The sequence below is a fragment of the Flindersiella endophytica genome, assembly GCF_054779015.1.
Genome location: NZ_BAAGYY010000044.1, coordinates 147,974 through 164,839, shown reverse-complemented (window position 1 = coordinate 164,839; position 16,866 = coordinate 147,974). Strand labels below are relative to the sequence as shown.

Sequence of the window (16,866 nt, the reverse complement as noted above, 5' to 3'; positions counted from 1 at the left end):
CGGCGACGCTGCGCACGTTCGATCCCGCAGCTTCCGGGAACCCCCTTGGGGATGGAGGCCGCATCATGGTGACGCTGCGTACGGAACGGCTGCTGATCCGACAGTTCCGACCGGGCGACTGGGAAGCGCTGCACGAGACGATCCGGCAGTACCAGACATCGGGCCTCGCGGCCTATGACCGGCCGTGGCCGACTGCCTCCGAGGAGATCCGGAAGGTCGTCGAGTGGTTCGCGACCGGGGAGTCGTATCTCGCGGTCTGCCTGCAGGACGGCACGTTCATCGGCTTCGTATCGCTGTCACCGTCGGGGCCGGACCTGCATCTCGGGTACGTCTTCAACTTCCGCCACCACGGACAGGGGTACGCCACGGAAGCCTGCCGGGCGGCGCTGGCACACGCGTTCACGGCACTGGGTGTGGCGCAGGTCGTCACGGCTACGGCGGAGCTCAACCACGCGTCACGGAGACTGCTGACCCGGCTCGGGCTGCGCAAGACCGGCGAACAGCGAATGGCGTACCGGACCACAACCGCCGGACGCCCCATCGAGTTCACCGGCTACACCTACGTCATCACCCGAGAGGAGTGGAAGTCCCAGCCCGGTGGGGGCTCATAGGACGCAGCGACTCCGGCTCGGGCCAGACGTAACGGAGGCAGGCCGGCGCACCGTTCAGCCTGCCCGGCACGCCACCGGGCGGCGGGACCTCGCCACGTTCGACGGAGGTGCCGCCGAGGGCCTGGTAGAAGGCCTGGGCTCGGGTGTTCTGCTCGAGCACCCACAGGTAGAGCCCCGAACCCGGCACGCTGTCGGCGACCGCCGCACCGGAGCGGCGGAGCAGCTGGGCGCCGAGGCCGCGGCGCTGGTAACGGTGGCTCACGTGCAGGTTGTCGAGCAGCGCGCCCCAGGTGGGGTCCTTGCCGAAGATGGTGTGGGCGAAGCCGACCAGCTCGCCGTTCGCTTCGGCGAGCAGGGTGTGCTGGCCGTTCGGGTCGCCGCCCGCGCCGAGCCGGTCGGCCCACACCGCGAGCCGGTCGGACACGACGTCGCCGTCGAGGAAGGCGTCGGCGTACGCGCCGCGGTAGTGGCGGCGCCAGCTGTCGGCGTGCAAGGCGGCGACGGCCGGAGCGTCGGACGGGTCGGCAAGGCGGAGCACCAAGGACTCTGACATGGGCAGACGTTCCTCTCATCGTTCCTGGCGTTGGCACCGTGCCCAGGTCATTTCTGGGCCGGGTGCCGGACCGTCGACAGGCCAGGTCCCTCGGGTCGCTCTGGATGAGGTCGTTCTGGACGAACGGAGAAGAGGCTATCCGACTTCGCTGGTGCCGGCCGCTTTGCGCTGAGCGGTCGCCGAGGCGTACAGACAGACGGCGGCCGCCGTCGCGAGGTTGAGCGACTCGGCGCGGCCATAGACGGGTACGCGCACAACCTCGTCGGCCAGGGCGCGGGTCTCGGCCGGCAGCCCCCAGGCCTCGTTGCCGAAGATCCACGCCGTCGGACCGGACAGCAGCCCGCGTTCGGCCGCTTCCATCAGGTCGATCGTGCCCGCACCATCGGCCGCCAGGATCGTCAGCCCGGCCGAGCGCAGCGCGTCCACTCCGGCGGCCGCCTGGACGTCGACCGTCACCGGGAGATGGAAGAGCGAGCCGGCAGACGCTCGTACGCACTTGGGGTTGTAGACGTCGACCGAGGCGTCGGTCAGCATGACCGCCTCCGCGCCGGCCGCGTCCGCGCAGCGGATCACCGTGCCCGCGTTGCCAGGGTCGCGGACCTGCGCGAGCACGGTCACGAGCCTCGGCGAAGCCGCCAGGATCGACGAGAGAGAGGTGTCCAGAAAGTCGCAGACCGCGACGAGCCCTTGCGGCGTCACGGTCTGCGCGAGTGCGGCGAACACCTCGCCGGAGACGAGGTTGATGGGAATCTTGGCGGCCCGGGCCGAGTCGGCCAGGTCGGTGTAGCGCTCCAGCGCCGGCCGGGTCGCGAAGATCTCGCGAACGGTGCCGGGCAGTCCGAGCGCCTCACCGACGGCCTGTGGGCCTTCCGCCAAGAACCTCCGGCCCCGCGCACGAAATGCGCGCTTCGCGAGCCGCCGGGCCGCCATCACCTTGCCGGTGCGCGGATCGGTCAGCTCCAGACCCAAGAGACTTCGGCCGTAGGATTCGCCTGGCACGCGACGCCTGGCATCCGGCCTGGCTGCGTTGTCGTCGCTCACCGGAGGCCGCTCCTGGTTCCTCCTCCGCCTTGCCAGCCCGGCGCCAGCCGCCACGTGCCTAACCGGCGACTCCTACGGCCGAAGTCTCTGGTTCTCTGATGCGAAGTCAGGCCGCAGCCTCCGCCTCGGCCGGAAGGGCCTGCTTGGCCACCTCGACCAGGGCGGTGAACGCCGCGGCGTCGTTGACGGCCAGCTCGGCGAGGATCTTGCGATCGACCTCGACGCCGGCGGCCTTCAGACCCTGAATGAACCGGTTGTACGTGATGCCGTTCTGGCGAGCCGCGGCGTTGATCCGGGTGATCCACAGCCGGCGGAAGTCGCCCTTGCGGGCGCGGCGGTCACGATAGGCGTAAACGAGGGAGTGGGTGACCTGCTCCTTCGCCTTGCGGTAGAGGCGCGAACGCTGGCCGCGGTAACCCTTGGCCTTGTCGAGGACCTCGCGGCGCTTCTTGTGGGCGTTCACTGCCCGCTTCACGCGTGCCACTGGCGGACTCCTTGCTGGTGTTCGTCATGCTTCGCCGCCTGCGGAAGCATGATCAAGTTCTCGAACGGGGACGACAGCGATAGCTCTAGCGAGCGAGCAGCCTGTTGATCTTCGGGGCGTCAGCCTTGGACACCTGAGCCGGCTGACCGAGCCGACGCTTGCGCTTGGCCGCCTTGTGCTCGTTCAGGTGGCCGGTGCCCCTCTGCTTGTAGATCAGCTTGCCCTTGGCGGTCACACGAAAGCGCTTCTTCGCGCCGCTGTGGGTCTTCATCTTTGGCATCTGCTCGGGTTCCTTCTCGCCGTACCTGTTTGCGCCCAGTGGGCTTGCCTGCCCGCGTCGTTCGCGGTCCTTGCCATCTTTTGTTGTGATGCGCGCAGGGCGCGACCGGGCACGCCCAACCGCGAGGTCGGGCGCGACCCACAGCTGCAGTGCGCCTCGGCGCTGACCGCGTGTCAGCCGGCGTTGGCACCGGACGTAGCCGGTGCCTGCGCCTGCGTAGCCTGCTCGCCGTCGTCCGGTGCAGGGCTGTCCGCCACGTCGGGCGCCGAGTCGGTCGTGGCGCTCGAGCCGTTGCTCGCCGCCTCCGTCTCCGCGTCCGGTGCCGTGTGTGTGCGGTGGCCCTCGGTCCGTTCGGCACGCTCGGCCTGGCGCTCTGCTTCACGCTCGGCCGCCCGCTGTGCCTTCTCGGCCTGAACCTCTGCCTTGGCTTCGGACTTACGTTTGTGGGGCGTCAGCACCATGATCATGTTGCGGCCGTCCTGACGCGGCGCCGACTCGACGTAGCCGAGGTCGGCGACGTCTTCCGACAGCCGCTGCAGCATCCGGAAGCCCAGTTCGGGCCGGGACTGCTCGCGTCCGCGGAACATGATCGTGATCTTGACCTTGTCGCCCTGGCGAAGGAACCGTACGACGTGACCCTTCTTGGTGTCGTAGTCGTGCTGGTCGATCTTCGGCCGGAGCTTCATTTCCTTGATCTGCGTTTGGGCCTGGTTGCGTCGCGCTTCCCTGGCCTTCTGCGCAGTCTCGTACTTGAACTTGCCATAGTCCATGAGCTTGCAGACCGGCGGCCGCGCGGTGGGAGCGACCTCGACGAGATCGAGGTCTGACTCCTGAGCCAGGCGGAGCGCATCATCGATGCGCACGATGCCGACCTGTTCGCCGTTCGGTCCGACGAGCCTAACCTCGGGCACCCGGATTCGCTCGTTGACGCGAAGCTCTGTGGCGATGACGATCCTCCTGTCGATCCTTACAATGTGTTCCCCGCTCCGCGGGACTGCGGAGCACCTTTCCCGTAAGTGGGAACACGAAAAAGGCTTCCGCCGTTCCTTTGGAACCCTTGCGGAAGCCACGTACCGGCGCTCGATATTCCCGCCCGGAGGCTGGATACATCGAGCTGGCCCGCCGGCGAACCTCACGATCCGCCGCGGCCGGCCGGACCCGACGACCGTTGGTCGGTCGGTGCGGGTGGGAGGTGGTCCTCCGCTTGGGACTCGATGTCGCGCATGCGTCACCGAGTCGGCCAGCGGTCAGGATACCAGGCCCTGGTCACCGGGCGCGACTGCCCGACTAGGTTAGGGCGCTGTGCACTCTGGATCACAGGTCGGATCGGTCCGTCTGGACTCGCTCGCGCAGCAGATTCTGAATGCCCGGCCCAGGCTCGGCATGGTACGGCTGGTCTGTGTCGACGGCCCGTCCGGTGCGGGCAAGACGACGCTGGCCGGACGGCTGGCGCGGGCCGTCGGCGGCGCGCTCGGCGCGGCTCCGCTGACGATGTTCCCGATGCGGGAGGGCCCGCTCGGCGTTCAGGTCGTCCAGCTCGACGCGTTCTACGAGGGCTGGGGCGGGCTGCCTGCCGTCACCGACCGGCTCGAGGAGTGGGTGCTGGGGCCGCTACGCCGCGGGCGTTCGGGCGGGTACCGGCGCTACGACTGGCACCGCGAGGAGTACGCCGAGTGGCACGAGGTCGCCGCCCGGCCGATCGTGATCCTCGAAGGCGTGGGCGCCGCCGCCCGGCTGGTCGATGGCGAGGCCACGCTGAAGATCTGGATCGAGGCGCCGCTGGAGATCCGGTACGAACGCGGCATCACCCGCGACGGCGAGACCTACCAGCCGCACTGGGACGCCTGGGCCGCGGCCGAGCAGGTGCACTTCACCGAGAACGCGACCCGGGAACGCGCCGACCTCCTGGTCGACGGCGCGCCCGAGGTCGCCTACAACCCCGAGACCGAGATCGTGCTGCTGCCGGCCTAGCTTGGGACTTGCCTCTCACTGAACACATGTTTAGCCTGCCAGCCATGAGTTCAGTACCGCCGGACGACGCCGACCTCACCGCTCGCGCCAAGATCCGCAACGCCGCCATCGCGCACTTCACCCAGGACGGCTTCCAGCGGGCGAACCTGCGCGCCATCGCGGCGGCCGCGGGCGTCAGCGTCGGCCTGATCCCGCATCACTTCGGCAGCAAGGAAGGGCTGCGGGCCGCCTGCGACGAGTACGTCCTGGGCGTACTGACCAAGCGTGCGCATGCGGCCGGAACGCAGGAGCTGCTCGGCGAGTACCTCTCCAGCCCCGAGGAGTACCGGCTCTATGTGCAGTACCTCGCGCGAGCGATCGTGGAGGACACGCCCGCCGCCGGCACCTTCGTGAGTGCGCTGGTCGAGGACAGCGAGGCGCTCCTGCGGGCAGGAGCCTCCGACGGCACGATGCGCCCGTCGTCCGATCCGCGGGCGCTGGCCGTACTGAGCATCTTGACGAGCGTGGCGTTGCTGACCATGCCGCCGCCGTTCGCGCGGGCGCTGGGCTTCGAGCGCTTCGGGCCGGACGTGCTCCGCCGGATGACCGTGCCGACGCTGGAGCTCTTCACCCACGGCCTCTACACCGACGCCACGATGCTCCGGAACGCGGAGGCGGCTTGGCAGGCTCAGGGCGACGAGGGCTGAGGCTGCGGCTCGAGCCTGGGCTCGTCAGGCGGCGCGCTGCTCGTAGATCTGGTGGATGACGCCCTCGAGCTCCGGCTCGATGATCGCCAGGTCGGAGACGGTGTGCTGGGCCATCACCTGGGCGATCACGTCGGCGACCTGGACCTGCTCGGGATCGAAGCGGAGGTAGACCTTGCCCTCGCCGGAACGCACCTGCTCCGCCCCCGGCACGTCGATCGAGGTGGTCTCGAGGTCCTCGGCCAGCTGCACGACCAGCTCACGGTAGGGCGCGTAGCGTGCCTTCAGCGCGTCGACGTTGCCGTCGTAGAGCACCTTGCCGTGGTCGATCAGCACGATCCGGCTGCAGAGCCGCTCCACGTCGTCGAGGTCGTGGGTGGTGAGGATGACGGTCGTCTTCTCGTCCCGGTTGAGCTCGGCGACGAACGCGCGCATGCGTTCCTTCGCCACCACGTCGAGGCCGATCGTGGGCTCGTCCAGGTAGAGGATCCGCGGCTGGTAGAGCATCGCGGCGGCGAGATCGCCGCGCATCCGCTGGCCGAGCGAGAGCTGGCGTACGGGTGCGTCGAGGAACTCGTGGAGGCCGAGCAGCTCGCTGAACCGCTCGACGTTGGTGTGGTAGAGGTCACGCGGGATGTCGTAGAGCTTGCCGATCAGCTTCAGCGAGTCGTGCAGCGGGAGATCCCACCACAGCTGCGACCGCTGCCCGAACACCACACCGATCTGCCGCGCGTTGCGCTCGCGGTCCTTCCACGGGGTCATGCCGCTGACGGTCAGCTCGCCGGAGGTTGGCACCAAGATGCCCGTGAGCATCTTGATCGTGGTCGACTTGCCGGCGCCGTTTGGGCCGAGGTAGCCGACCAGCTCCCCCTCGTCGATGTCGAAGCTCACGCCGTCGACGGCACGGGTGGTGGTGTACTGCCTGGTGAGCAACGTACGTACACCGCCAAGTGGGCCGGTGAAACGCTTCGGCCGGCGGAACTCCTTGACCAGGTCTCGTACGCGAATGACCGCCACATCGGGAGCCTCCCATAAGGGCGCGATCAGAACAACTCCTGAACGTGCCCGTTGCGCGGGCTCTGGCGCGGCGAGCGCTAGGCTGGCTCGCGGACGAGCCGGGCGGGCGGTCGCGTCGGCCCACTGCTGTGGGTCGCCGAGGAAAGTCCGGACTCCGAAGGGCAAGGTGGTGGGTAACGCCCACCCGGGGCGACCCGCGGGAAAGTGCAACAGAAAGCAGACCGCCAGCGGCCTCGGACCCGCGAGGGTACGAGGTGCGGGTAAGGGTGAAACGGTGGTGTAAGAGACCACCAGCGCCCGAGGTGACTCGGGCGGCTGGGTAAACCCCACCTGGTGCAAGGCCAAGAAGAGCCGCGAGCTACGGCAACCGGCTCGCGCAGGCGTTCGAGGACTGCCCGTCCGATGCCTGCGGGTAGGCCGCTGGAGGACGCCGGCGACGGCGTCCCGAGATGGATGACCGCCGACTACAGAATCCGGCTTACAGCCCGGCTCGTCCGTCCTCCCCTGGTTGAGCAGATCGGGCGAGACGCATCCGCCCCGCTGGCAACGGGCAGCTCCGTCGGAAGCATCGACCTGGCGAAGATGTGTCCGAGTTCTGAAGCCTTCCCAGCGTCGATCCGAGCGTCCGCGTAACCGTGGGCGGCGTGTGGCGTCCGACATTGCAGGACCCGGTCGGCCGCTCTCCCCCAGGAGCGCCGGCTGGGTCTCACGCCGAGCGATACAAACGAAAATCGCTACGCTGCGCCACTGGCCATGTGGTTCCCTTCTCCTACTGGAAAACGTGATCCACCAACCAGAGAAGGAGCGCAGTAGCGATGAAGCTGGACGGCCTGTTCGAAGCCCTCGACCTCAAGAGCGCGGTCGACGAGGGATTCGTCCGAGTCCAGCGGCATCCGGAGCTGCCTCTGCTGATCTACAACTACACCGAGCACACGCAGTACGAACGTGCGTGGACATCCGTGACCACCCAGTGCCGCGGCCTGATCGCCGACGAGCAGGGGCAGATCGTGGCTCGGCCGTGGGCGAAGTTCTTCAACTACGGCGAGCAGGCCGAGGTGCAACTCGACCTTGACGCGCCCGTCGAGGTGACCGACAAGCTGGACGGCTCGCTCGGCATCCTCTACCGCGCCGGCGACGGCTGGGCGATCGCGACCCGTGGGTCGTTCGCGTCCGAGCAGGCGCTGCACGCCACCAAGGTGCTGCGCGACAAGTACGCCGCGTTCGAGCCGCCGGCCGGGCACACCGTCCTGTTCGAGATCGTCTACCCCGGCAACCGGATCGTCGTCGACTACATGGGGCTCGACGACCTGCTGCTGCTCGGCTCCGTCGACATCGAGACCGGCCAGACGTTCGGCCCGGGCGAGGTGCCGGGCTGGCCCGGGCCTCGCACCGACGTGCTCTCCGCGCGCACGCTGGCCGAGGCACTGGCGATGCCCGCACGCGACAACGCCGAAGGCGTCGTGGTCCGGTTCCCGGGCACCGGCGTTCAGGTGAAGATCAAGCTCGCGGCTTACGTTGCCCTGCACAGGCTCGTCACCGGCCTGAACGCACGCGTGGTCTGGGAGCGCCTCGGCGCCGGCGAGACCGCCGCGGAGATCTGCGAGAAGCTGCCCGACGAGTTCCACGCATGGGTACGCGACCTGGCCGGCGAGCTCGACAGCGCCGCGGCGGAGATCCTGTCGAACGCCACGGACGAGCACACAGCGCTGCTCGCCCGGCTCGGCGACGGGTTCTCCCGTAAGGACTACGCCATGCAGGCGCAGCGCTCGCCGTTGCGTGGCTGGCTGTTCATGCTGCTGGACGGCAAGGACCCGATGCCGAAGATCTGGGCGTCGATCAAGCCGTCCGGCGCCCGTTCGATGGTGAACCACAGTGAGGACGTGGCGTGATGGTCGAGCTGTACATCACCCGCGGCCTGCCCGGGTCCGGGAAGTCCACCTGGGCACGGGCGTGGGTGCGGGAGGACCCCCAGCGCCGTGCCGAGGTCAACCGTGACCTGCTCCGGGACATGATGCACGGCGGCTACGCCGACGCCGAGGTGGCGGTGACCCACGCGCGCGACGCCGCGATGACGGCGCTGCTCAGGTCGGGGGTGAGCGTGGTGTGCTCCGACACGAACCTGCCGCAGCGCAGTGCCCGCCAGGTCGCACAGGTCGGGCGCGCGGCCGGCGCCGAGGTGCACGTCGTCGACCTGACGAACGTGCCGCTCGAGACCTGTCTCGAGCGCGACGAGGCGCGCGGCTGGAAGGTCGGTGAGGAGCGCATCCGCGACATGCACCTGCGCTACCTCGCCGGCCGGAGCCGGCCGCTGCCGCTGCCCGTCGAGGAGGTGAAGCAGGCCGGTGTGTACGTGTCGTACGCCCCGGTCGCAGGCACGCCGCGCACGATCCTGGTCGACATCGACGGCACCACGGCGCTGATGAACGGCCGCTCTCCGTACGACCACGAACGCGTCGGCGAGGACCTGCCGAACGCACCAGTGATCTCGGTCGTCCGGGCGATGGCGCGCGCCGGCTACGCGATCGTGTTCCTGTCGGGCCGCAAAGAGGCCGGCCGGGAGGCGACCGCGCGCTGGCTGGACGAGCACGTCGGCGTGGCGTACGAAGCGCTCTACATGCGTGCCGACGACGACAACCGCAAGGACTACATCGTCAAGTCCGAGCTGTTCGACCAGCACGTCCGCCACCGGTGCGACGTCGAGTTCGTCCTCGACGACCGGCGCCAGGTGGTGGAGATGTGGCGCGCGCTCGGCCTGACCGTCCTGCAGGTCGCCGACGGCGACTTCTGACCGCCGGCCGGCCAGCTGCTCAGCCGCTCAGCACGACGTCGATGTAGCGCGGCCGGTAGATCGACGCGTCGGCATACAGGTCGTTGCTGTCCAGGCTGTTCACGCAGTACGTGACCAGCAGCCGGTCCCCTCGGCGCAGCTCCGGGTGCTCGTGCATGCTGTACGAGATGATGTTCGGGTTCCCGTAGCTGCCCAGAGGGCCGGTCTCCGGCGTGGTGTAGAGCAGCGTCTTGCCACCGAACGGGCCGACCGGACTGGTCCCGAAGTACGCCGTCAGCTTGGCACTGAAGATCTCGGTCGTGTCCTGGGTGACCAGGAGGTACCAGTCGCCGTACCGCGTCACCGAGAACTCGTTGCCGATCCCCAGCAGCACGCGCGCCGACTCCGCCTCCACGGCAGACCAGCCCGAGCCGGTCCAGTACGACCAGGTGCCGCGCAGGTCGTCACCGCGTACGCGGGCCACATGGAGGTACTTGTCGTTCTGCAGGTCCTCGACGCCGTAGACATAGGTGTAGGTGCCGACCTTCTCCAGCCACATCCCCCACTGGATGTTCGCCGACGACGGAACGGGCGCGGTGCCCAGCAGCCGCAAGGTCGTCGCGTCGAACCGTGCGACCACGTTGCGGTTCCAGCGCCAGTCCCACATGCCCGTGCCGGTGCGGATCATCTCCAGGTAGACGATCTGCAGCAGGTTCCCCGACACCTTGGTCGCGCCGGCCCAGTACCACGCGTCCGGCGTCTCCGGCGCGATCACCGCGCGCGGGTCGGCGGCTGTTCCGCCGTGCACGGTCGACAACCGGCTGCCCTGCTGCACGATGAACGAGTTGTTGATGAACGGCGAGGTCTGCGGGCGCCCACCGTCGGAAGTCACCTCGCCGAGGAAGGTGTCGGAGTAGACCCAGAGCTGCCGGCCGTCCGGGAGCTTCGCTGAGTACGAGCCGTCGGCGCCGGTCCAGCCGCCGCCGGTGTTGGCGTACTGCGTGAACGTGTTGGTCAGCGCCGCGTTGGGCGTCGCGGACACCACTGTCGGGTAGGCGGCCGCGGAAGCCGTCCTCGAGCCGAACCCGGCACGGGCGGACAGCCCCGCCATGCCTGCCAGCCCTGCCGCACCACCGAGCACCGCGCGCCTGCTGAGCTTCGACATCTCCATGCCACCAAGCCTGGCACGAAATCACACGTCACATCGCGGTTGCGCCAAAAGTGTGCAGCGACGCGGCACCGTCGGAGTACCACCGCAGCTCGGTGATCGAGGCGGGCATGAGCTCCATCCGGAAGATGGTCGGCGTCGACACGTCGAGCGCGAGCGACGCCAGCAGCTTGATCGGCGACACGTGGGTCACCGCGAGCACGGTCTGGCCACCGTACGTACGCAGGATCTTGTCGCGCGCCTGCCGCACCCGGGCGAGCACGGCGTCGAACGACTCGCCGCCGGGTGGCGCGACCGCGGTCGAGGTCAGCCAGGCGTTGAGCTCGGCGGGCCAGCGGTCGCGTACCTCGGCGAACGTGAGCCCGTCCCACTGGCCGAAGTCGGTCTCGGCCAGGCCCGGCTCGATCTCGAACGTCAGCCCGAGAACCTCGGCGACCATCGCGGCCGACTCGCGGGTGCGTAGCAGCGGCGAGCTCACGACGACGTCGATGCCGCCGCGGTTGGCGAGCAGCGCGGCGGCGTTCTTCACCTGCTGCTGGCCGAGCGGTGTCATCGCGGGGTCGCTGCCGCCGGAGCCGCTGAACCGTTTCGCCTGTGACATCGGAGTTTCGCCGTGGCGCAGCAGCACGAGCGTCGTCGGCGTGCCGATCGTCTCGCCCCAGCCGCGCTTGGCCGCAGTGCCAGTCTCAGTGCCAGTCTCGGCGCCAGTCTCGGCGCCGGCCGCAGCACCAGTCCCAGCCCCGGTCCCAGCTCTGGCAGCGGCGCCGAACTCGGGGCCGAAGTCAAGCTCGCCCTCGGCCGCGCCGCCGGCCGGATCGGCTTTTGGGCTGGAGTCGCCGACCCAGCGCCACACCGCGGGACCGCCGTCGAGCACCTTGTTGAGCAGAGCGTCGGCGGCCTTGTTCTGCTCACGCGGCACCCACGTCCACTGGACGTTCGGCGGAGCCAGGCGGCGCGCCTCCAGCGCGAGCGGCCGCATGTCGGGGTGCTTGATCTTCCAGCGGCCGGCCATCTGCTCGACGACCAGCTTGGAGTCCATGCGTACCTCGAGCCCGGCGTCCGGCGTGAACTCCTGGAACAGCCGGAGGCCCGCGATCAGCCCGTTGTACTCCGCGACGTTGTTGGTCGCGATGCCGACGCTCTCGGCCGCCTCGGCCAGCACCTTGCCTGTGCCGGCGTCGCGCAGCAGCGCGCCGTAGGCCGCCGGGCCAGGGTTGCCGCGCGATCCCCCGTCGGCTTCGATGTAGATCAGTTGCGTCATAGCCTCAAAGCCTTCAGAGTTCGTCAGGGTTCGTCAGAGTCCGGACTGAGGGGTCCGGACCAGGATCCGGCCGCACTCCTCGCAACGTTGTACGCGATCGGGTGGTGCCGTGACGACCTGGCTCAGGAACGTGGCGTCGAGCTCCATCCGGCAGCCTTCGCAGCGCCGTTGCCGCAGCTCGGCCGCACCAACGCCGTTGTGCGACGTGCGCAGTCGTTCGTACAGCTTCATCAGGTCTTCGGGCTGGCTGGCAGCCCGGCCGGCGCGGTCGGTCCGGATCTCCTCGGCCTGGCCGTCGATCTCGGCGAACGCCTTGTCCCTGGCCTGGTCGGCCTCGGCGAGCTTGGCGTCCAGCTCGGTCTGCCTGGCCTGGAGATCGGCCAGCTCGGTGGTGGCCTCCTCGAGGCGTTCCATCACCTCGAGCTCGACGTCCTCCAGATCGGACTGGCGCCGGTTGAGTGTCTCGATCTCGTGCTGCAGGCCTTCGAGCTCCTTCGGCGAGCCGACCTGGCCGGCCTGCAGGCGCTGCTCGTCACGCGCCTTGCGGGTGCGTACCTGCTCGACGTCGGCCTCGGCCTTGCGCTGCTCGCGAGCGAGATCGGTGAGGCGGACCTCGACGGTGCCGAGCTTGCCCTCGAGCTCGGCACGTTCGGTGGCGATCCGCTCGGCTTCGGCGGCCTCCGGCAGCGAACGGCGGCGGTGGGCGAGCTGGTCGAGTCGGGTGTCCAGCGCCTGGATCTGCAGCAATGCTTGCTGGATCGCGGGGTCGGCGTTCAGAGCTCGCTCCCTCCCTGAGACGGAATGTGCTCCAGCCAGGGGTCGGTGCACACGGTTGAGATATGAGTCTCAACCGTAGTGCCTCTTGCCTGGAGCGCTTGCACCAACCTTTCGGCGGCGTCGGCCAGCCACGGCCACTCGCTGGCCCAGTGCGCGACGTCGAGCAGGGCCGGCGCGTCGTCGTGTTCACGCAGCTCGGACGACGGGTGGTGGCGCAGGTCGGCGGTGAGGTAGGCGTCGGCACCGGCCTGGCGTACGGCGGTGAGGTAGGAGTCGCCGGCGCCGCCGCTGACCGCGACCGTGCTGATCCGGCGGGCCGGGTCACCGGCGACGCGGACGCCGTGCGCGGTGGGTGGCAGCGCGGCCGCGACGCGTCGGCGGAAGGCTTCGAGGGTCTCGGGCTGCGAGAGCGTGCCGATCCGGCCGATGCCTTTCGCCGGATCGGCCGGGTCGGGCTCGATCGGGCGAAGACTGTCCGGGTCCAGGCCGACGGCCCTGGCCAGCGCGTCGGACACGCCGGGCCGGGCGGCGTCGGCGTTGGTGTGGCAGACCTGCAGGGCGATGTCGTGGCGGATCAGCGTGTGCGCGAGCCTGCCCTTCGGCGTGGTGGCGGGGACGCCGTGCACGCCGCGCAGGAACAGCGGGTGGTGCGTGACGACCAGGTCCGCTTTCCACTGGATCGCCTCGTCGACGACCGCGCGCACGGGGTCGACGGCGAACAGCACGCGGCCGACCTCGGCGTCCGGGTCGCCGCAGACCAGGCCGACGGCATCCCAGGACTGGGCGGTACGGGGGTCGTAGAGCTCGTCGAGTACCTCGATGACGGTTTTCAGCCTGGGCATGCGGCCGAGGCTATCGGCTGGGTCGTCTCGTCCCCGCGACGACGACGGCGTACTTCAGGACCTGCTTCTGGTTCATCGGGAACCGGAGGTCGAAGATCTCCGACAGCGTCCGGACCGACTCGATCTCGCCGCGGGCGTCCCGTACGGCCGCGAGCACGCGCTCGCGCCCCCCGTAGAAGGCCGGGTCGTCGAACAGGTCGACGAACACGAACCGGCCACCCGGCTCGAGCACGCGCAGCGCCTCGGCGATGCTGATGGTCTTGTCGGCGGCCTCGCGTACTTCGTGGAAGGTCAGGCAGCTCACCACGCGGGCGAACCTGGCATCCGGGAACGGCAAGCGGGACGCGCTGCCGTGCACGAACTCCAGGTGCGGCACGCCTTCGAGCTTGGCGTTGCGCTCTGCCTGCTGCTTGGAGTAGGCCCAGTCGTCGCCCCAGTAGTCGACTCCGACGTGGTCGCCGGGACTCGATTTCGCGTACCGGATCAGGAGCTGTCCGCTCCCGCAGCCGACGTCGAGCAGGCGGCCGCCGCCGGTGCCCGCCTCGTCGATGAGCAGCTGGTGGATCTTGTTCTGGAGGTCGCCGCCGCGCGGACCGAGCCGGTAGGTGACCACGCTGAGCACCGTCGCGATGTAGACGAACGGGAGTGCCAACAAGGCGATGGCCAGGCCGGGGAGCCAGAGGAGATATGCGGTGGCCACCGCGGCGACGACGACTCCAGTGGCGAGCGCCCAGAACAGCACGATCCGGGACGACCTGATCCAGGTCGGATAGACAGGTTTCTCCGTCTGCGCGACGGACCCCGATTTCATGGGTTGAGCTTAGGCCCGCGCCGGGGCTCACAGGTGGCGATCGGCGAAGTCGGCGAAGCGGTGCCAGTCGTACGCCGTCATGGCATGGCCGCCGGGGGCGGATGTGGTAGCCGATGCGGCTCTGGACGGGCTGGTTGAGCGGCGGCTGCTCCGCGGCCTGCAGGCCGTCGGTGCCGAGCAGGCGGTAGACCGGGTCGGCGTACTTGCCGCCGAGGAACTCGCCTTCCGGGTCGGCCCAGGTGTCGTCCTCGGCGCTGGCGATGTAGACCGGGCGCGGCGCGACCAGCGCGACCAGCAGGTGCTGGTCGACCGGCAGGGCGTGCTCGTTGCCGGCGTACGCGTCGAAGTTCCTGCAGAACCAGTGCGGGAAGCGGGTGGTGATCGCCTCCACGGTCTCGCCGATCCGGCGGCGGGACAGCGAGACTCCCCCGCAGCCGGAGTTGTTGCTCACCGCCATCGCGAACCTCGGGTCCTGGGCGGCGGCCCACATCGCGGCCTTGCCGAGGCGTGAGTGGCCGAGCACGATGACGCGTTCCCGGTCGACCTGCGGCTGGGTCTCGAGCCAGTCGAGCGCGCAGCTGAGGCCCCACGCCCAGGCGCCGATGGCACCCCACTCGTCGTCGGCCGGGCGCTGCTGGCCCGCTTCGTAGAACAGGGGATGGATGCCGTTGCCGAAGTCGTCGACGTCGGGATCGATGTCCTCGTAACACACGGTCGCGACGCCGTAGCCGCGTTCGACCATCTCCTCGATCGGCCACCTGTCGCTCGGACGGTCCGGGTCGTCCGAACCGGCTTCGGCGATCTGGTTGCCGCGGAAGTTGAGCCCGAGGAACACCGGAACAGGCGTCTCGGCGTTCGGGAGGAAGACGAGCAGCCCGACACGTACACGGCCGCCGAACGTCAGGCGGATCTCGTGCCTGGTCGCCTTTCCGCCGAACGCGCCGGCGTCGTGCGCTAGCGTGTCAACCTCGACCGGCACCGTGGCCGTGGGCGTGCGGCCGTACATGTGGAGCTCGAAAAGCGCCTGGATCTCCGGCTTGCGATCACCGAACCACTCCTCCGGGGAGGTGACGGGCGTGCCGTCGATGCGGATCAACGGGTCGGGAAGTCCAGGCAGGAGTTCGGTCATAACGCCCATTATCGTGTCCGGCACGGGGATGCGCGCCAACTACGTCCTGGCCCAAAACGGCGAGAGGCGGCTGTTCTACTCGCTTCACGATCCACCACGACCATGCCGTCGAGCAGCACGCGGTTCACCTTGCGCTGCGGCGGACGTGGCCCCGCTGGCAGGTGCGATGGGCCCCCGACGAACGCGCGGCCGCGCTGGCCACCATCGCCGAACTGACCGATCCGGCCGGCGGCGAACGACAGGTCAGCGCAGGCGGTGGAGGATCTCGCCGGCGTTGGGGATGACGAGCGTGTCGGGGTCCTTGGCCCATTCGACCGGATCGATGGTCGCCGGGTCGAGGTAGCCGAGCGCGACCGAACGCGTCTTCTGCTCGTCGATGCCGGTCGCCAGCGTCACCTGGATGCGGCACCGCTCCCCCTCGGCCGCCGAGAACGTTCCCGTTCCGCGCAGGTGGGTCGAGTGGGCCAGGACACCGTGGGGGTAGTCCTCGAACTGGTCCCACTGCTTGGTGAAGTAGTCCATGCAGTGGTAGCCGACCTTCTCCAGCACGTGCCCGTGCGTCAGCGAGATCTCGCGGACGTGCGGCGCGTACAGCACCACCTCACCGCCGTCGGCGACGATGGGTTCGACCTTGTACATGCCCTTGGATGCCGTCCAGATCTCGTCGTAGCGTTCGGAGACCAGCGACAGCACGCGACGGTAGGGCCGGTCGAGCCAGCGAACGTGTGTCTCCGCCGAAACGGCCGAGGCGGCCTCCCAGGTCTCCTCCGGCGTGCCGAACGACAGGAAGTGCAGATCCTTCGAACCCGACTTCACGACGGCGGCCAGGCACAGCCGCTCCGCCGGAATCAGCCGGGCGGCCTGGTCGATCAGCGCCCGCACGGGGGTGTAGCCGGCGCCGATGATGTTGACGTTGGTGATCAGCGCACCGAGCCAGTGCGACAGGTCGATGATCTCCGAACCGGCCACGCCGGGGAAGAAGTACTTGTTGCCGCCCGAGAAGCCCACCACCTCGTGCGGGAACACCGGCCCGGCCACCAGCGCCACGTCGTGCTCGACGACGTGCCGGTTGATCCGGATCACGACCGGCTCGTTCATGCGTCCGTCGGTGGCTGCCGAGACCTGGGCTGCCGACAGTTCGCCCAACGGCACAAGGGCTTCGGGATCCCACCACTCGTGGTTGACGACGGTCGCGCCCGGCAGCGGACCCACGTGTGCGGACAGCTGCTCGGGCGTCATCGCCGGGTGCGTGCCCAGCGCCACCAGCACCGTCAGCCGGGAAACCCGCCCCGCGACCGCCGAGTGCAGCGCCGACATCAGCATCGGCAGCGGGAAGCTGCGCGTGGAGTCGGGCACGATGACGCACAGCGACTTCCCGTCGAGCGGCGCCGACCCCAGGACAGAGGTGACGAAGGACCGAGCGTCGTCCTCGGTCAGAACGGTTCCCGGTCCTCCGACAACGTCCATGTGA

Annotated in this window: 18 protein-coding genes, 1 other RNA gene, 1 pseudogene and 1 riboswitch; of the genes and pseudogenes, 7 read left to right on the top strand and 13 right to left on the bottom strand. The window is 69.3% G+C overall.

Going from position 1 to position 16,866, the window contains the following annotated elements:
- Positions 1-65: 65 nt before the first annotated feature.
- The gene (locus ACYVF6_RS45650) at positions 66-611 is read left to right on the top strand and encodes a GNAT family N-acetyltransferase (RefSeq protein ID WP_460533330.1); all 546 of its coding nucleotides are present in this window, start codon (positions 66-68) and stop codon (positions 609-611) included.
- Here ACYVF6_RS45650 and ACYVF6_RS45645 read toward each other — a convergent pair.
- The 5 genes from ACYVF6_RS45645 to infC all read right to left on the bottom strand — a co-directional run bounded on the left by ACYVF6_RS45645 (position 568) and on the right by infC (position 3,880).
- Positions 568-1,164: a GNAT family N-acetyltransferase gene (locus ACYVF6_RS45645; RefSeq protein ID WP_460533327.1), complete on the bottom strand. Its 597-nt coding sequence runs from the start codon at positions 1,162-1,164 to the stop codon at positions 568-570. The two genes, ACYVF6_RS45650 and ACYVF6_RS45645, sit on opposite strands and share 44 nt — an antisense overlap.
- 12 nt (positions 1,165-1,176) lie before the next feature.
- Positions 1,177-1,275, bottom strand: a riboswitch (SAM riboswitch).
- Between the two features lie 24 nt (positions 1,276-1,299).
- Positions 1,300-2,205, bottom strand: coding sequence for a TrmH family RNA methyltransferase (locus ACYVF6_RS45640; RefSeq protein ID WP_460533323.1), 906 nt, complete (start codon positions 2,203-2,205; stop codon positions 1,300-1,302).
- Positions 2,206-2,311: 106 nt separating this feature from the next.
- Positions 2,312-2,689, bottom strand: a complete 378-nt coding sequence (rplT, locus tag ACYVF6_RS45635; protein WP_460533320.1) for a 50S ribosomal protein L20 — start codon at positions 2,687-2,689, stop codon at positions 2,312-2,314.
- 85 nt (positions 2,690-2,774) lie between these two features.
- Positions 2,775-2,969 carry a large ribosomal subunit protein bL35 gene (gene rpmI, locus ACYVF6_RS45630; protein ID WP_460533317.1) on the bottom strand — a complete coding sequence of 65 codons (195 nt, stop codon included), beginning with the start codon at positions 2,967-2,969 and terminating at the stop codon, positions 2,775-2,777.
- A gap of 173 nt (positions 2,970-3,142) precedes the next feature.
- Positions 3,143-3,880, bottom strand: coding sequence for a translation initiation factor IF-3 (gene infC / locus ACYVF6_RS45625; RefSeq protein ID WP_460533314.1), 738 nt, complete (start codon positions 3,878-3,880; stop codon positions 3,143-3,145).
- Positions 3,881-4,271: 391 nt separating this feature from the next.
- Between infC and ACYVF6_RS45620 the strand changes: the two genes are divergently transcribed.
- Both ACYVF6_RS45620 and ACYVF6_RS45615 read left to right on the top strand, forming a co-directional pair.
- The gene (locus ACYVF6_RS45620) at positions 4,272-4,940 is read left to right on the top strand and encodes a nucleoside/nucleotide kinase family protein (protein ID WP_460533311.1); all 669 of its coding nucleotides are present in this window, start codon (positions 4,272-4,274) and stop codon (positions 4,938-4,940) included.
- A 44-nt stretch (positions 4,941-4,984) separates the two neighbouring features.
- Positions 4,985-5,626 carry a TetR/AcrR family transcriptional regulator gene (locus ACYVF6_RS45615; RefSeq protein WP_460533308.1) on the top strand — a complete coding sequence of 214 codons (642 nt, stop codon included), beginning with the start codon at positions 4,985-4,987 and terminating at the stop codon, positions 5,624-5,626.
- A 24-nt stretch (positions 5,627-5,650) separates the two neighbouring features.
- Here ACYVF6_RS45615 and ACYVF6_RS45610 read toward each other — a convergent pair whose 3' ends face one another.
- Positions 5,651-6,640, bottom strand: a complete 990-nt coding sequence (locus ACYVF6_RS45610) for an ABC transporter ATP-binding protein (protein WP_460533305.1) — start codon at positions 6,638-6,640, stop codon at positions 5,651-5,653.
- Positions 6,641-6,734: 94 nt separating this feature from the next.
- On the opposite strand from ACYVF6_RS45610, the gene rnpB reads away from it, so the two are divergent.
- The 3 genes from rnpB (at position 6,735) to ACYVF6_RS45595 (ending at position 9,428) form a co-directional block, all read left to right on the top strand.
- Positions 6,735-7,137, top strand: an RNA gene (gene rnpB, locus ACYVF6_RS45605) — RNase P RNA component class A.
- Positions 7,138-7,455: 318 nt separating this feature from the next.
- The gene (locus tag ACYVF6_RS45600; RefSeq protein ID WP_460533301.1) at positions 7,456-8,529 is read left to right on the top strand and encodes an RNA ligase; all 1,074 of its coding nucleotides are present in this window, start codon (positions 7,456-7,458) and stop codon (positions 8,527-8,529) included.
- Entirely contained in the window at positions 8,529-9,428 is a 900-nt protein-coding gene (locus ACYVF6_RS45595) for a phosphatase domain-containing protein (RefSeq protein WP_460533545.1), read from the top strand. The genes ACYVF6_RS45600 and ACYVF6_RS45595 overlap by 1 nt, the downstream gene beginning before the upstream one ends.
- A gap of 19 nt (positions 9,429-9,447) precedes the next feature.
- Here the strand turns inward: ACYVF6_RS45595 and ACYVF6_RS45590 are convergent, their stop codons facing one another.
- The 6 genes and pseudogenes from ACYVF6_RS45590 to ACYVF6_RS45565 form a co-directional block, all read right to left on the bottom strand.
- Positions 9,448-10,578 carry a DUF4185 domain-containing protein gene (locus tag ACYVF6_RS45590; RefSeq protein ID WP_460533298.1) on the bottom strand — a complete coding sequence of 377 codons (1,131 nt, stop codon included), beginning with the start codon at positions 10,576-10,578 and terminating at the stop codon, positions 9,448-9,450.
- 28 nt (positions 10,579-10,606) lie between these two features.
- A complete protein-coding gene (locus ACYVF6_RS45585) occupies positions 10,607-11,836 on the bottom strand; it encodes a bifunctional RNase H/acid phosphatase (protein WP_460533295.1) in 1,230 nt (409 codons plus the stop codon).
- A gap of 33 nt (positions 11,837-11,869) precedes the next feature.
- A complete protein-coding gene (locus tag ACYVF6_RS45580) occupies positions 11,870-12,583 on the bottom strand; it encodes a zinc ribbon domain-containing protein (RefSeq protein ID WP_460533292.1) in 714 nt (237 codons plus the stop codon).
- Between the two features lie 26 nt (positions 12,584-12,609).
- Positions 12,610-13,455 carry a Nif3-like dinuclear metal center hexameric protein gene (locus ACYVF6_RS45575; RefSeq protein WP_460533289.1) on the bottom strand — a complete coding sequence of 282 codons (846 nt, stop codon included), beginning with the start codon at positions 13,453-13,455 and terminating at the stop codon, positions 12,610-12,612.
- A 10-nt stretch (positions 13,456-13,465) separates the two neighbouring features.
- Positions 13,466-14,266: a class I SAM-dependent methyltransferase gene (locus ACYVF6_RS45570; protein ID WP_460533286.1), complete on the bottom strand. Its 801-nt coding sequence runs from the start codon at positions 14,264-14,266 to the stop codon at positions 13,466-13,468.
- A 232-nt stretch (positions 14,267-14,498) separates the two neighbouring features.
- Positions 14,499-14,870: pseudogene (locus tag ACYVF6_RS45565) on the bottom strand (glucuronyl esterase domain-containing protein); the annotation flags it as partial.
- Here ACYVF6_RS45565 and ACYVF6_RS45560 point away from each other — a divergent pair.
- Positions 14,778-15,224, top strand: coding sequence for a hypothetical protein (locus ACYVF6_RS45560; protein WP_460533283.1), 447 nt, complete (start codon positions 14,778-14,780; stop codon positions 15,222-15,224). The pseudogene ACYVF6_RS45565 and the gene ACYVF6_RS45560 overlap by 93 nt on opposite strands.
- A 414-nt stretch (positions 15,225-15,638) precedes the next feature.
- Here ACYVF6_RS45560 and ACYVF6_RS45555 read toward each other — a convergent pair whose 3' ends face one another.
- Positions 15,639-16,862 carry a nickel-dependent lactate racemase family protein gene (locus ACYVF6_RS45555; protein ID WP_460533280.1) on the bottom strand — a complete coding sequence of 408 codons (1,224 nt, stop codon included), beginning with the start codon at positions 16,860-16,862 and terminating at the stop codon, positions 15,639-15,641.
- Between the last annotated feature and the right edge of the window lie 4 nt (positions 16,863-16,866).